The organism is Nostoc sp. 'Peltigera membranacea cyanobiont' 232 (assembly GCF_002245985.1).
In the GTDB taxonomy this organism is placed as follows: Bacteria; Cyanobacteriota; Cyanobacteriia; order Cyanobacteriales; family Nostocaceae; genus Nostoc.
The window spans coordinates 18,552-33,948 of the sequence record NZ_NOLK01000084.1; the positions used below are offsets into that span (position 1 = coordinate 18,552).

At 40.2% G+C, this 15,397-nt stretch carries 11 protein-coding genes and 2 pseudogenes; 8 read left to right on the top strand and 5 right to left on the bottom strand.

What is annotated here, in order from left to right:
* Positions 1-85 precede the first annotated feature (85 nt).
* The 7 genes from asnB to CDG79_RS24380 all read left to right on the top strand — a co-directional run bounded on the left by asnB (position 86) and on the right by CDG79_RS24380 (position 8,512).
* The gene (gene asnB / locus CDG79_RS24345) at positions 86-1,954 is read left to right on the top strand and encodes an asparagine synthase (glutamine-hydrolyzing) (protein WP_094344428.1); all 1,869 of its coding nucleotides are present in this window, start codon (positions 86-88) and stop codon (positions 1,952-1,954) included.
* A 9-nt stretch (positions 1,955-1,963) separates the two neighbouring features.
* Complete coding sequence (locus tag CDG79_RS24350) at positions 1,964-3,151, top strand: glycosyltransferase (RefSeq protein WP_094344429.1); 1,188 nt, start codon at positions 1,964-1,966, stop codon at positions 3,149-3,151.
* Positions 3,144-3,905 (top strand): FkbM family methyltransferase, encoded by a 762-nt coding sequence (locus tag CDG79_RS24355; protein WP_094344430.1) that lies wholly within the window; start codon positions 3,144-3,146, stop codon positions 3,903-3,905. The genes CDG79_RS24350 and CDG79_RS24355 overlap by 8 nt, the downstream gene beginning before the upstream one ends.
* A 6-nt stretch (positions 3,906-3,911) precedes the next feature.
* Positions 3,912-4,745 carry a glycosyltransferase family 2 protein gene (locus CDG79_RS24360; RefSeq protein ID WP_094344431.1) on the top strand — a complete coding sequence of 278 codons (834 nt, stop codon included), beginning with the start codon at positions 3,912-3,914 and terminating at the stop codon, positions 4,743-4,745.
* Positions 4,746-4,763: 18 nt separating this feature from the next.
* Complete coding sequence (locus CDG79_RS24365; protein ID WP_094344432.1) at positions 4,764-5,978, top strand: glycosyltransferase family 4 protein; 1,215 nt, start codon at positions 4,764-4,766, stop codon at positions 5,976-5,978.
* Between the two features lie 697 nt (positions 5,979-6,675).
* Positions 6,676-8,046, top strand: coding sequence for an S-layer homology domain-containing protein (locus CDG79_RS24375; protein WP_094344434.1), 1,371 nt, complete (start codon positions 6,676-6,678; stop codon positions 8,044-8,046).
* A 169-nt stretch (positions 8,047-8,215) separates the two neighbouring features.
* Positions 8,216-8,512 carry a hypothetical protein gene (locus tag CDG79_RS24380; RefSeq protein WP_094344435.1) on the top strand — a complete coding sequence of 99 codons (297 nt, stop codon included), beginning with the start codon at positions 8,216-8,218 and terminating at the stop codon, positions 8,510-8,512.
* 92 nt (positions 8,513-8,604) lie between these two features.
* Here CDG79_RS24380 and CDG79_RS24385 read toward each other — a convergent pair.
* The 4 genes and pseudogenes from CDG79_RS24385 to CDG79_RS45565 form a co-directional block, all read right to left on the bottom strand.
* Positions 8,605-9,681 (bottom strand): annotated as a pseudogene (locus CDG79_RS24385) (AI-2E family transporter).
* Positions 9,682-10,075: 394 nt separating this feature from the next.
* Positions 10,076-10,408, bottom strand: coding sequence for a type II toxin-antitoxin system RelE/ParE family toxin (locus CDG79_RS24390; protein ID WP_094344436.1), 333 nt, complete (start codon positions 10,406-10,408; stop codon positions 10,076-10,078).
* Positions 10,405-10,665: a ribbon-helix-helix domain-containing protein gene (locus tag CDG79_RS24395; RefSeq protein ID WP_094344437.1), complete on the bottom strand. Its 261-nt coding sequence runs from the start codon at positions 10,663-10,665 to the stop codon at positions 10,405-10,407. The genes CDG79_RS24390 and CDG79_RS24395 overlap by 4 nt, the downstream gene beginning before the upstream one ends.
* 856 nt (positions 10,666-11,521) lie before the next feature.
* On the bottom strand, positions 11,522-13,105 hold the full coding sequence (locus CDG79_RS45565) for a hypothetical protein (protein WP_442946253.1): 1,584 nt from the start codon (positions 13,103-13,105) through the stop codon (positions 11,522-11,524).
* Here CDG79_RS45565 and CDG79_RS24410 point away from each other — a divergent pair.
* Positions 13,077-13,592 carry a site-specific integrase gene (locus CDG79_RS24410; RefSeq protein WP_262985825.1) on the top strand — a complete coding sequence of 172 codons (516 nt, stop codon included), beginning with the start codon at positions 13,077-13,079 and terminating at the stop codon, positions 13,590-13,592. The two genes, CDG79_RS45565 and CDG79_RS24410, sit on opposite strands and share 29 nt — an antisense overlap.
* Positions 13,593-13,694: 102 nt before the next feature.
* Here the strand turns inward: CDG79_RS24410 and CDG79_RS24415 are convergent.
* Positions 13,695-15,397 (bottom strand): annotated as a pseudogene (locus CDG79_RS24415) (bifunctional DNA primase/helicase); the annotation flags it as partial.

Here is a 15,397-nt window from a genome sequence, read left to right on the forward strand (position 1 = left end):
ATCGATTGGAATTCAAGAATCACTCAACAACTCTGCTCAAAATCACAGTTATGCTGTTCAATCTACCAATCAAATCCTTAAAAATATGTGCGGTATATACGGCTATATCGGTAGAGAAGACTTTAATTCATCAAATATATTAGCTGCTCTGCATCATCGAGGCCCTGATTCCCAAGGTACATGGCAAAGAACTGTAGGAGCAAACCAGATTCACCTACTGCATACTCGTCTGGCAATTCTTGACCTTAGTCCTGCGGGGCACCAGCCTATGGTAGATCCAAAAACGGGTAATGTGATTATTTTTAATGGGGAAATTTATAACTTCTTGGAATTACGCCAAGAATTAAAAGCACACGGTGTAGAGTTTATCTCTCATAGTGATACAGAAGTTTTGTTATTAGGTTATCGTGTCTGGGGTGAGCAAATAGTGGAACGCCTAGACGGTATGTTTGCTTTTTTATTATTTGACTCTATTCAACAACGCCTGTTAGTAGCACGGGATCACATTGGAATTAAACCACTATACTATGCTCAAACTCGCGGCGGAGGCATTGCTTTAGCATCGGAAGTACGAGCATTAATGAGGTCTGGATTAGTAGCAACAGGCTGGGACGAACAGAGTATCTATGAGTATTTAATATATGGCAGCGTTCAAGAGCCACGTACTATCCGACAAACGATTAAAGCTTTTCCCCCTGCTCATTATGCTTATATTGATTTGCGGACAGACTTAGCCACTATATCTACCCCAATTCGTTATTGGAATTTAGCTCAACACGCACACAATCACATAAGAGAACCGACTGACACAAGTCATACCGAAGTTTTGCTACATACTCTCAAAGAGCAGATCATTGCTGATGTTCCTGTGGGTTTATTTTTGTCAGCCGGAATAGACAGTACAGTGCTTGCTAGTATGTTAGCTCCAGTTATGCAAGGTCATCTCTCTACTTTTACCTTCGATTTACAAGACTCTACTAGAGATGAGAGTAACTTGGCAGCTATGACTGCAAAGAAACTCCAGCTCAAACATCATGTAGCCTACCTATCTCAAGAAACACTAAATACTTGGTTAGTTGATAGCTTTACAGCAATGGATCAACCCTCATCAGATGGTACAAATACTTATCTTATTTCGAGAGCTTCATTAGAACACGGCATAACCGTTGTTCTTAGTGGTTGTGGTGCGGATGAGTTACATGGTGGCTATCCTCATTTTGCTTCGATAGCAAAGTTATATCAACTAGGAAAGTATTTAGGTGATATGAAGTCTCTACTTCTGCCTTGGATAGAAAATATCAAGGGCTGGCATAAGCATTCTATTTATCAAGAAAGATTAAATCTTTTATTCCAGCAAATAGATTCGCCTTCCAGAATGTTAAGAGAAACGCGGCGTTTCTTTACCCCTAATCAAATATCTGCCTTTTTGCCCGTAGCACCAGATTTTTACAATCTAGTGGCAAATTGGGATGATGAAACAGACAGCAAACTCAATCTTGATGTGGAAACTTTAATTTCTCTTGGTGAAATTAAAGGCTACCTAAAAAATACCTTACTAAGAGATAGCGACTGGGCGACAATGGCGAATCAGCAAGAATTACGCATACCCTATTTAGGTAGGCGCTATATGGAAAAAGTAATTCAAATTCCTTGGAGTCATAAACGAACAACTAAAAAAAACAAAAAACCCCTTTTATCTAGTGAGATTCCGCCAACCTTACAGCACGCTCTGCACCGTCAGAAAACAGGCTTTGATTTAGATTATGCAATGTATTTAAGCGGCCCTCTACGAGACTGTTTACACGCAGCTTTTACTCACCTTAATCAAGCTCACGGCTTTCAGCTGAATGCCGACCAAGTAGAACATGATTTAAAAATTGGCGACCCGGCAAAACAAGTTCGTCGTTACTGGGCGCTGACGAGCCTTGGGTTTTATCTACAAAAGCATAGCTAGGTAATAATAATGCAAAACCAACTCAAGATTCTGCACTACATCCCTGTTTACGCCCCAGCTTGGCAATTCGGTGGCCCTGTACTTAGCGTTAGCCAACTTTGTGAAGGATTAGCCGCCCTTGGTCATGAAGTAGAAGTGTTTACTTCTAATGCTGGGTTAAATAATCAATTAGAATTGCCCCTCAACCAGACAGTCATCCGTAATGGAGTCAAAGTCACATATTTTCAGCAAGAACCAGGAATGGGTATTCATTGTCCAGGTATGGAGCAAGCAGTAACAGCAAGAGCCAGGGAATTTGACATTATCCATATCACAGGTGTTTGGCAGCGTACCAGTGGAGCCGCCTGCAAAGCAGCCAAAAATCAAGGTGTTCCCTATGTTGTTTCGCCTAGAGGCGCACTTGGCCCTTACTCCTGGCAGCAAAAAACAGCTAAAAAAATACTGTATTATTTATGCCAAGAACGCTTCAATGTGACAAATGCAGCTGCTGTCCACTACACTAGCAACCAAGAATTACAAGAGTGTCTTTGGCTAAAACTACCGGGAAAATCTTTTATCATTCCCAACGGCTTAAACACTGAGTTTTGGCAACCTGCTTTAGAAGAAGCAAAAATATGGCGTAAATCTCAAAACCTTAGTGAAGATGACTTTATACTTTTGAATGTAGGCCGTCTCCACCACAAAAAAGGGTTAGATTTATTACCTCAAGCTTTAGCACCCTTACAACATCTCAACTGGCGGATGATTTTTGTCGGTGGCGATGATGATGGCACTAAAGCAAAACTAAAGCAGCAGTTTCAAGCAGCAAACCTATCAGACAGAGTTATGTTTCTAGAAAGTTGCGAACCTAAGAAACTCCCAGCCATATACTCTGCTGCTAATTTGTTTGTCTTGCCCAGCCGTCATGAAAATTTTGGTAATGTCGTTGTCGAGTCTCTAACCTGTGGATGTCCGGTTTTAATTTCCGACAAAGTAGGGCTACATGATGAGGTAGCTGAAGGTGGCGTGGGGTGGGTGCGTTCTAGAGTTGCATCAGAGTGGACTGAGGCTATTGGGGAATTGATTGAATTTCCCAGTAAAATCCAAACCCTAATATTTAAATCCAGAGCATGGATAGAAAATCTTTTCTCCATTGATAAAACTTCCCTACACACAGCAAATTATTATATTCAGATTAGACATAAACATTATGCTTAGTAATTTATATCGTTTCTACAAGGAATTATTGCTAGTTAAAAATTTTCTACCTTTACCTTTATATATACGTTGGATATCAGGAATAACAAAATATTTCAATACTTTAATAAAAACCAAAAGTTTAGGACTATTGGATAAAAGTTTAAATGAATCATTTAGTATAAATTTTAACGAAAAAAAACTTTATTTCAATAATCTTGATTTTGGAGTTATACGTGAAATATATGGACATTTATGTTACGTTCAGCTAGGTAAATTAAAAGATGCAAAACACATACTGGATTTAGGAGCAAATGGTGGAGCATTTACAATATTTGCACTTGCTGAAGCACCTCAAGCACAAGTTTATGCAGTAGAAGCACAATCAGAATTTGTCAATATTATTAAACATAATGTTAAACAAAATTTATACGAAAATCGTCTAGAAGTTAAATGTGCTGTAGTTGGTGGATTTTATGATGATTGGACACAATCATTACTGAAATTAAATCCTCAAATACAAGAATTTAATATTAATGAATACATAGAAGGTGTGGGAACTTGTGATTTTTTAAAATGTGACGTTGAAGGGGGTGAATTCCATTTATTTCAAGGAGATTTATATTGGACTCAATCTGTTAGAAGTATGGCATTAGAATATCATCCAAATAAAGGTGATGTAGATGAATTAGAGAAAATTTTACAATCACAGGGCTTTATAGTGAAACGAGCAGAACACACAAACCTTGGTTACTTCTATTGTACAAGAGAATAGCTACCTATGAATTCAGATATTTGTGCAGTTATTCTTACTAAGAATGAAGTTTGCAATCTTAATCGATGTATAGATTCTTTACAGTGGTGTCAAGAAATTGTTGTTATAGACTCAGGTAGTACTGACGGAACAATACAGTTGGCAGAATCATTAGGAGCCAAAGTTTTTACCCATATTCAAACTCCACCTTTCAAAATTGCTGAACAGCGCAACTGGACATTACAAAATTGTAAGTTAAATAGTGAATGGGTATTATTTATAGATGCTGATGAAGTTATTCCATCCAATTTAGCAACAGAAATTCAGCATATATGCTCTGCCAGTAATCAGCAATATAATGCTTATGAACTGCCTGCACGTTATATATTTTGGGGTAAATGGCTCAAGCTTACACAAGGATATCCTAATTGGCATTCCCGTTTACTAAAGCTAGGAGAAGTCACTTTTACAGGTGGGGTTTGGGAACACTTTTGTTCAGGTTGTAAAGTTGGTAGAATTAATATTCCTTACGAGCATTATGCCAATTCTAAAGGATTTGGAGATTGGTTAGAACGACACGATCGCTATTCTTCTTGGGACGCCCAAAAAACTGTAGAATTTCTGGAAACAGGCAAAGCATCTGCTCTAGGAACTGAACGAAAACTAAAACTTAGATTATTGGCAGCTAAACTTTGGTTTTTGCGTCCCATTGTCAGATTTATACAAATGTATTTTCTTCGGTTAGGTTTTTTAGAAGGAATAACGGCTCTTATTTTCTGTCTACTCTATGGTATGTATGAATTTATGATAGTACTCAAAATCATAGAACTGAGACGTAAAAAATCTGGATTACCTCTTTGATAATTCCACAATAAATACATGGAAGAAATTACAATAATCACTCAATATTTCTACCCTAGCCATGCTGCTACTGCCCAACTCATGACCGACTTAGCCAAAGGGCTTTCCCAAAAAGGCTATAAAATAAATGTATTCACAGGTACTCAGACAAACAATACTACACCTGAATTATCAAATCAAGTCACAATCTACCGTGCATTTTCTCCCATCACAACCAGCACTAGTATTTTGAGTAAAGTGATTAGCTCAATGTTTTTTCTTTTAGGTGCTTTGAAATATGTAATATTTTCACTACATCATACAACTCCTCTATTAATTGCTTCTAATCCACCATATTCCGGTCTTTTAGGTACTATTTTTAAAATTATTCGCGGTGGAAAATATCATTTTTTACTCCAAGACATATTTCCAGAATCTGCTGTAATGTCTGGCATTATTCAGCAAAATAGCTTTTTAGTTGTTTGTTTTAGTAAATTAATTTATTTAAGTTATAAATATGCTGATAACATTATAGTCCTCAGCACTTCCATGCAGTATTTTTTGGAAAATAAATATCCTGAGTTAAAACCAAAAATTAAAGTAATTGAGAATTGGGCAGTGGAAGATATTATTGGTTGTGATAAACAAGCAAATGATTTTGCTCAACAGTATAATCTTGATAAGGTTTTCACAGTTTTATACTCAGGCAATTTGGGTAGACTGCATGATATACATACCATTGCTGAAGCGGCTAATATACTGAAAAATGCTCCTATTCAGTTTGTCTTTATTGGTGATGGGGCTAAAACACAAGTTTTAAAGCAAGCAATTCAATCTAATAAACTAAAAAACATACTCTTATTACCTTACCAACCCAGAGAAATACTCCATCTCTCTCTTACCGCTTGTGACCTTTCACTGGTCAGCCTAATAGCAGGGGCAGAATCAATAGTGGCTCCTTCTAAACTCTACGGTATGTTAGCAGCAGGAAGGGGAATTATTGCTATTTCCTCAGCAAACTCATATATTGACCAATTATTAACAAATTCCGATTGTGGTATTAATACCCCTCCTAATAACCCTCAACACCTTGCCGATTTAATCAATGAATTAGCTAGTGATAGCACAAGAGTTAAGTTGATGGGAGATAAAGCACGTCAAATCTACAAAAGCAAATATACTTTCAACCGGGCGCTCGCTGAATACCAAAAGATACTAAACGATCCCCATCGACACGCTTCCCACAAGACATAGAGAATGATGTTGACTACCTCCCAAATATTCACTTTCCAATGCACGATACATAGGCATTTTATTTCTTGGATCTCTCTTTAGCAAAAGCCGTTTGGCGCTGTTCGTCAGATATGGAGTTTAGACTAAAGGGAAAATATTTTACTTCTATCCAGATTCTAAAACATCACTATGCTGATATCGCAATCCCAAATCATTTGTCAGAAACAAGATCCCCGACTTACTGACGTTTACCGGGAGCATTTCATCTACGGGAAACACTCAGTCAGTGCGATTATCTTTCAAGCAATCAAGGTAACTCAAGTAAGCATACCTGGGGCAGTGGCAGGTCTGGGTTAACGTGAGTTCGACGGGTGTAGCCTTCTCCCGCATTTCTCACAAGCTGCTTTGCGTATAAGTAATAAGTAAGGAGTAATAAGTAATAAGTTAAGAATTTTACTCATTACTCCTTACTCACTACTCATTACTCCTCCATTCGAGGTGTGGTGAGAAATCCGGCCTTCTGACTCCTGAATTCTGTTCGATAACATCCTCAACTACTTTTCTCGGCTGTACTGACTCTTGTGGAACTTTTCTGTTTAATTTCAGACTAGTATCTTGTGCATGGGTTGAAATATTACAGAAAAAAACACTGTAATATTTGATCTTCATTAGCAACTGCAAATAAGAGAAAATACTTTTCATTGGGGTCAATCATTCCATGACTAAAATATCTCAATCTCAGTCGAGAACTGCCTTATCTTTGTTACTACAAATGACCTTTGGTGGATTTGTACCTTTGGTTATTGCCAGTCCCACATTTGCTCAATCGACATTTACTGATGTTCAAGGCAATTGGTCGCAATCATGTATTTCCCAACTGGCTCAACAAGGAATTATCAGTGGTTACCCAGATGGTACTTTCCGTCCCAATGCCTCTGTAACCCGCTCTGAGTTTGCCGCCATGATTGGTAAGGCTTTCCCAAATGCACAAAAGAGTCGTAATCTAGTTCAATTTGCAGATGTCCCCAGCAATTACTGGGCCCATAATGCAATTGCAACAGCCAACCAGACAGGCTTCTTGTCCGGCTACCCTGGTCAGATTTTTAATCCTACTCAAAATATTCCTCGCGCTCAAGTTCTCGTCGCTTTAGCTAGTGGCTTAAATTACTCTCCCACTCAGTCTCCGACTACCACCCTAACTGCAAACTTTGCTGATGCCAGTTCTATTCCTACTTATGCCCAGAGTGGTATTGCTGCTGCTACTGAAAAACGTCTGGTCGTAGATTATCCTGATGTTAAGTCCCTTAGACCTAATCAATTAGCTAGTCGTGCTGAAGTCTCAGCTTTTTTATGTCTTGCTTTAACGCCCTCTGGACAAACCTCTACTATTCCTGGGCAGTATATTGCAAATGCTACTGGCTCCTCAATCACTGCCCTACTTAACTCTGGAACTTCTATTCCTGTTAAATATCTGGATGCCAAGAAAATCGTTGTTAGTCCCAAGGAAACTGCACCTCTAACACTGACAGTCGCAACTGATATCAAAAATAATCAGGGAACTCTAACTATTCCTGCTGGTAGCCAAGTTGTTGGTCAATTGCAACCTGTAGACGGTGGTTCTGAATTTGTCGCTAGTCAGCTGATTATCAATGGTCAGCAGTTTCCAATTAATGCCTCTTCGCGTCCAATCACTACTACACAAGATGTACGTAGTCCTAACATCACAGCTATTCTCCAAGATGCTGCTGTCGGCTCCGCCGCCGCCGCCGGAATTTCTGGCATCACTGGTAACAACCATATTACACTTGGCAAAGTCTTAACTGGTACTGCCATTGGTACAGCCGTTGGCGCAAATCAAAATCGTAACGTTCTCTCGACTTTAAGAGATACCGCAATTGGGGCCGCCGCTGCCACTGGAATTTCTGGCATCACTGGTAATCGCACTATCACTGCTGGAAAAGTTATCGGCGGCGCTGCGGCTGGCGCTACAATTGGCGGCATTGTTGATCACACTTCTACCAATCAAGTCGTTGTAATTAATCCTAATAGCGACTTAACTTTAACCTTAAATAGCAACTTCAGCAAATAAACACTAGCGTTCATAATAGTGACTAAAGTCATGATCAGACTGATGACTTTAGTCAGAGGTGGTTTGGCAAAGAGGTTAATAGAATTGTGACATCAAGCATCAGTATTTAGAGATGTTGAAAAAATCCCTATTTCTCGCTTGCTTCCTCAAATAATTTTAGGATATTTAGATGAAACTTTTCGCATTTGCTGCGATGTGCGCGGCTGCAATCTTTTTGCCAACAGTAGCTTCGGCTCAAGAAGTCTATCATCGGGAAGTTAATCAGCAACATCGGATTGCTCATGGTGTTCAAAATGGCAGTATTAACAAACGTGAATATCGGGAATTAGAGCGTCGAGAAGCATCTTTAAATTCGGCTCGGAGGCGTGACTTGAGAGATGGACGTTTAAATCCTCGTGAACGACAACAACTCAACCGCCGAGAAAATAGAATTTCCCGTTCTATTCACCATGATGAGCATAACTAAGGATTTATTTTACAGAAAATAGTGTGAACCAGATTGTAAAAGAGGCTCTAGTGCAGGTAGTAATGGCACACTTCTAAAGTTTGTCTCTTTTTTCAATCGTTCGATTGAACATCTATTCTAGTTTCAACTCCGACTGACTCTATCAGCTTTTCTGACGGAGTAAACTCATCAATCAGCGTAATTATCACTGCTGCCGCAGGCACTGCAAGTAGCACACCAATAAATCCAAATAGCTTACCCATTACCAAAAATGTCACAATCACCATCACTGGATGGATATTAACTTGCTGACCCATCACCAAAGGCTGAACAACATGGGCATCTATTTGATTCATTACAAAGAAAAGTATCAACACAAATACTAGTTTTAGCGGTGAAATACTCAATGCTACTAATGCTGGTAAAAAAGCACCAATGACCGAACCAAAGTAAGGAATTATTTCAAATAAACCTGCAATAATCCCAAATGGTAGTGCTGACGGAATCCCCAAAATCAAAAGTCAAAACGTTGCTCCAGCACCTAGAAATATCATCGCTATTCCTGTCCCAAAAATCCAGCCCCGCAATCTTGTCTCGCAAGCCTTAAGGATTCCTTTAAACCGATGGTGATGTCGCCTTGGGACTAATCTTAAAATCCCTTTCACTAAGGAATTAGGATCGTAAGCCATGTAAAGCGCTAAAATTAACGTCGCTACCAATTCAACGGTTAAACTTAAAGCTTCACCTAAGAAAACTGGTACTCCCCCTAGTAACTGGTCGGTCAAATTCCGTAATTGTATTAGTGCTTGGGAAATGTCAGGAATAAAAGCAAATTTCTGGCGCAGTTGCTCAACATCTCCTGTCAATCTATTGAGATAAGTTGGTAATGTTTTGATTAATTTTTGAGATTCAAATGTCACACTAGGTAAGACTACAGTAGCTAATACCACAACAAATCCAATGATTAATCCAATTAGTAGCAAAACAGCAATATCCTGTGATTTGACTAACTTTTGCAAAAACCTTAATAGGGTTCGTAAAATTAAAGCTATCAATGCTGCAACAACTAAAAGTTCTAAAACTGGTAAAAGTTGGTATAAAATATAGAGTACCACCGCTACCATTACTGCCAATGGCGCACCACGAGTTAACTGCGACCATCCATTCTCTGTATCTCTGGGATTCGCCATTACTATCACTTATTTTTCTGTTTTAATTTGACAATTTTAGTGCCTGGGATGGCGCAGAATTTTTATTTTTAAGAGTAGCTGTAAGCCTGATTACCACAAGTCTCGTTTTTCTCTCTTGTTTGTGCCCATATAGTCAAGTCAATTTTAATTTGTTCAGATATTTCACTTCCGCTCTGGTGATGGTGAATAAGTTGATGGTTTTCTTTGAGTAATATTATTCATTGAAAATACACAAATAGTTAGTTCGCCATCTGTATAATATCTGTCAGCTCCTCCGTTACGACCAACCCATGTGGCCCCTATACCTGAACCAGTGGCAGGTTTGGGTTAAGTTTGCAGACAGGTGTAGGTCTGTGGTGTGCGATTGGTTGGTGGAGGTATAAGCAATTTTGGGTTAAAATTGTTCGTCTAATTCGCTAAGTACATCTGCTAAATCTCTTGCTCCATGAAATACCCGAAGAATCTCAATAGTAGTATCCTCAATCCGATAAAAAATTAGATAATCCTGAAAGTCTTTGATGCGCCATTGTCGGATTTCACCTAATCTCGATACTACCAACTGAGCTACCTTTCCTATCCCAGGAGTCTTTACTAACTGAGCAAATGTTGCTTCGGCAGCACTTAAGAATTTAACTGCTACATCTGTATTCCCATTGACTAATATGTAATTGGCCAGATGTCGCAAATCTTGCGTTGCCCGGTCTTTGACAATTAATCGATAGCTCATGTATCGTTTGGGTTGCCCATGCTGTTCTGACCTAAAACGGTAGAACGCAGGTTTTGCCAATATTCTGGTGTTACTTCCTCCCCTTCTCCATCAATACCTTCTTTTAAAAGTGTTTCTAAAAGAGCTTGTGCCTTGCGTTTTTGGTCTTGTTGTACCAATGAGAGAAAATATTCGCCAATGCTACTGTAAGCACCTGCTATTACTTGTGCCTCCACATAAACGCGCACCTCATCAGGTATGTCAATACTGATATTCATTGGCGTTCCTGTATAACTACCTTCATTATTTTAGCTGACAGTTTTCATCCGATATCAGATTATAGTCAATTCCTTCTAATATTAGATGGGGCGGCTCAAAGTCCTTTGAACTTTTTCTGGAGAAATCTCAATGACCTTCTTAGGCACTGCGGTGTAGAACTTGGCAAAGGAGACTTTCTTGGTCAGCCTTAATCAGAGCAATATCTAACATCATCATTGCTATTCGGTATTGCATGAAATTCTCTACTCTCTTTGAGGGCGTTTGAAAAGTATGTTTTGTATCAAAAGTAACGTCCCCAAGCCAGAGCAACGAAAAATTAGGATTCTTCCTTTTACTTGGTGACGCTCAGAATAGCGAACTATAGATATTTTGAGCTTTTCAAACATCCTCTTAAAGATGGAGGAAGCGTCTATACTTGACATTGATTAAAAGGTTATCGAATAAAAAAAACCGCTGTTTAATCCACACTTAGATGCTTTGATCGAGAAAACTATTAAAAACTTCATTTAAGTCCGTGGTGTATAATCCAAGATGTGTCTTTTTTTTGCATTTCCTAAGTAATGCGACAATTATATTTTAAACTTTCAACTTACATACGTATTTCATGCCTAGAAAAACTACAGTTCCATCGCAATCAATTAAAGTAACTCCGCTGGCTCTGTCTCAATTACATATCCGCTTAGAGTTTTTAGAAAAAGAACATCAATCACTACTCAAACAGATCAAGAGAAAGCGCACAGAACTGAATAACTTTGTTGAACAGATGCGTTCTTTTGGCACAGAATTTCTCAATAACGAGGATGATTTAACCCGTAGATGCCGAACTCTAGAACAGCACAATCAAATCCTCCTGGCTCAATATGAAAAATTGAGACAGGAACTGCGTTTGACAAAAAATACTCCAGAAGGAACGATGGTTTCCGATTCTCGAAAAGCTGCTAAAAAAGGCATTTTGGTCATGCTCGACAAAGTTTTGGCAGGAATGGAGCTATCAACCAAGTTAAAGACCGTTAAACCTTTTTGAGTTTCCCTGATAACATCTTCTGTTGGTACTTGCTCCCATTCAACTTTTTGAGCAGTTAACCATTTAGTCACAGTATCAGCTTTCTGGTTGTCAACAGCCAAGCCCATAACTCCAAATTTTTTGTTTGATTCTGTCGAAAATAAGAAAGTAGGACGCTCTTTAATATGATGTAGAATTGGCTCACTACTATCAATCATCTGCTGTTGTTGAGGGTTAACTGATTGAGTCCCAAAAGCCTGAAATTCCTTCGTCCATTTCTGCGGATATTCAACGGTCTTAGGGTCAATTTGAGCGCAAATAACAGAAAAATTACTTTCAATAATAGTGGGTGCGGGTGTAAGTTGTCCGGTTTTGAGCAATCCAAGCTGTCTGAGCGCGTCTTTGTCTTTCTTAAAATGTAATACCCCCAAGGGTTCACCATTGAGAAATACTGCATCTCTAGTTTTTAAAGGTGGCGTTTCGATAGTCAGTTTTCGGTAATCTCGAGCCGAGAATGACTGACCAGAAAAATCATAAAAGTTGATTTTATTGATTTTGAGGAGATTACCATTTGGGGACTCACCCAGCAAAAAAGCTTGATCTCCAGCTTCAGAGATAGAAGTAAGTTTCAACTTCAGGGGATTACCATTTTTTAGGTAATCAACTTGTTTTAACTGCTGGATAGAATCACTGTTTAACTCACCCAGAGTCAAAGCATCAAGTTTGATTTTTACTGTTTTATCAGGAATCGGCACAGTGCCAAATTCTAAGTTTACGGGTTCGGCGTTAAAAACAAGTCCTGCATAAGAGAAGTTCTTGAGTTCGCGGATAGTAATTTCAACCGGCTCGTTTCCTGGTAGTCCAATAGTTGCTTTGGCAGTAACAGGTTCTACCCCAATGAAATTAGCTTGCGCCTTTGTGCCAATTGGTAACATTCCAGCCCTGGTTTCGAGCATGGCGAATTCCTTATATTCGCCGTCAGCATCCTGGACAAACATTAGTCTGGAAACGTGGCGTTCATGTCCCGGTGGGTGATGAGAGGCTCTGATTTCTATGGGGTGTTTTTCGTCTGGGTTCCACTTTCTGCCCAAAAATTGATTTGCTTCATTATTAAGTGTGACTAACTTCGGTTCGCTAAATTGCAGTTCCTCCAAGCGGGAGATAATCTCATTGGGGAAAGCAGCGAAAGCAAAATTGGAGACTTTTTTAGCGATCGCCTGGGGGTTTGCGTTTTCTTTTCTTGCAACTTCAAGTTCATCCTGGCGGGATGCACAGATGTTCCAAGCGGCGGCAGCAGATGGAAGTTTTTCTGACTCTGGGATTTTCGCATAAAATGCTTCTGCCGCATCATTTGCCAAGGCATAGAGTAGTTTAGTTTGGCTTCTAGTAAGTTCTGAAGCAGTGACGTTGCTTAAGCGGGACGTATATGATGCCAAAGGAAAAGTCAGAGCCAAAATCATCTTTCGCAAAGGTAACACGAAAGGGAAACTGGCTACCCGTGCCATCCCGGTAATTCAAGAATTGCGAGTCAGGTTGCAAGCATATAAACCGCGTGATGATTCTCCTTGGCTGTTCCCTGGAAATGCTGACCACTCAAGAGCCAATAACCACCTGCACCGGGATTCGGCATTGTGGATATTGCGAGTCGCTTGCAAACGAGTGCAAGTTGAAGGCATAAGCTCTCACAGCTTTCGGCGCACAGCACTCACCTCGATGAGTAATGCCGGAATTCCCTTAAGAGTGATTCAGGAAATTTCTGGGCATCGCACGTTGGACGAGCTGTACAAGTACCTGGAGGTAAGAGAAGATCAAGTATTGGGAGCGGTATCATCTTTAGCGCTACTTGCTCCGGTTTCGTCAGACGACTTCGGGAAATCCAGGTTAGTCGAAGTGACCGATAATTCAGTGCATGAAAGCTCTTAACCCCATTTTACCAAAAAATCGATTTAGCAAAGCAGCATCAGCGCAATTGCTGAAAGCAAAAGTAGAAATTACTTCAATGATGCGGTTAGTTATGACGAAAGTTTAGCCCCCCTCCATTGGCAACACTTCTTCATTCAGCAAGCTGTAAAATTCAGGGACTTGAGCTTCGACAAGTCGCAGTTCATTTGCCGCGATCGCTTCAAGTTCCAGTACTGTCTCCCAACGCAAATCACTCTGCCATCGCTTGAGAATGCCTTTAATTGCCTCAACTCCACGAGAAATACCAGAGCGAAGTATTTCTACGCAATGAAGTAGAGTAATCCGGTCAGTTTGGGGCGGAACATAAACGGTAGTATCCTCCCCTTGGCAATGGGAGTTCCCTATAGCATTAGGGGGGGGTGTGGATACGGGCTGCTGATTGGGGCTTATACTATACACAGCAGGGGTTTGAGCAGCGTAATAGGTTCGATTTTCTTTTTGATTACGCTTTTCCACACGATGAGCAATTACATGCATTGCAAATTCCAATTCCTCTTTATCTAAAGAGAAAAGTTTCACCTGTTGACCCCGTTTACCTTGCTTACGGAACGTCAACTTTAGCCCCAGCTGCTCGACTAAAGTCGCCAGCAACCAAATAGGTTTACAGTCTAGGGGAATAGTAAACCCAAGAATTGCTTTGACGTGAGCAGCACAGTTTTTAGCGATCGCCGTCATCTTGAGTAAGGTGGAATCGTCTCCGGTAACTTCATCACCCTTCATTAAACTTGAGAGAATTTGATGCAGCCCCAGGTTAAATCTAGCTAGCCACCGTGCCGAGTAATTGCCCCAGTCGATGCACAAAGGTAGATTGTCGCGCTCGGTGCGGTCTTTTTGGGTGACAATTGTTGGTGGCGTGGGATAACTTTGCCCAGTTTTGGGGTCAGTAAACGATTCTTCGGGTGGGGCTAAAATGGCCTCAAGTCCGGCGATCGCTCTAATTAAGCGGCCACCTTTATCCATTTCTACGAGTGATTCGGTTACTTCGATGCCGTAAGAATCAGAAATGCGGAACTTTTCACATTCAAAAATTTCATTGGGGTCAAGGTAATCTTTGCTCTGACGGGCACGGTACTCGCTCAAAGTAATATTGTTCGCCTTGGCAACAGCCGAATTGTGGGCACGATCCAAAGCTTGTGCTGCTGCTTTAAGACTTTCGAGAGACTGAGGATCTGAATCACTGCCCACATATATAAATGTATTGCCCATTTCGGTGAGGAGCGATCGCAAGTCATCACGCAGATTATTGAGAGAATAATGGCGGTTAGCCATAATTTGGCAGTAAGCCTCAAGCGCCCAATCTTTCTCGGCTCCGCGTTTGCCTGTTTGACGGTCAATCCGCAACAGAAAAGCGGTCATTTCATTGGTTTGGAGGAGGCGCTCTTTAATCTTGGCAGCGTTAGTATCTTGGTAGCCAAATGGGGGGCGCGGGGCCACCCAAATATGAAACGGGACTTTTGGACGATAGCGGTACAGTTGTTGAGCGCACTCAGTAGCGGTTTGGGAAACGCCGTGAAACACACCAAATACAACATCAAAATGATATTCCGAAATATCTAGACCAGTACCGAGACTGGGAGAGGTGAACAAGGCATCAAAGTTTTTGACGGCGTTGGTGATATCTTTGATGAAAGCGACATTCTCATCACTGCCAGAATTATCGGAATGAACCGACCAGATGCGCCATTTTTGGGATGTATGGGATTTGTCAGAGTTAGATTGTTCGTATTTGATAGTAAATGACTTGTCGAGTTTTTTGATAAAACGCT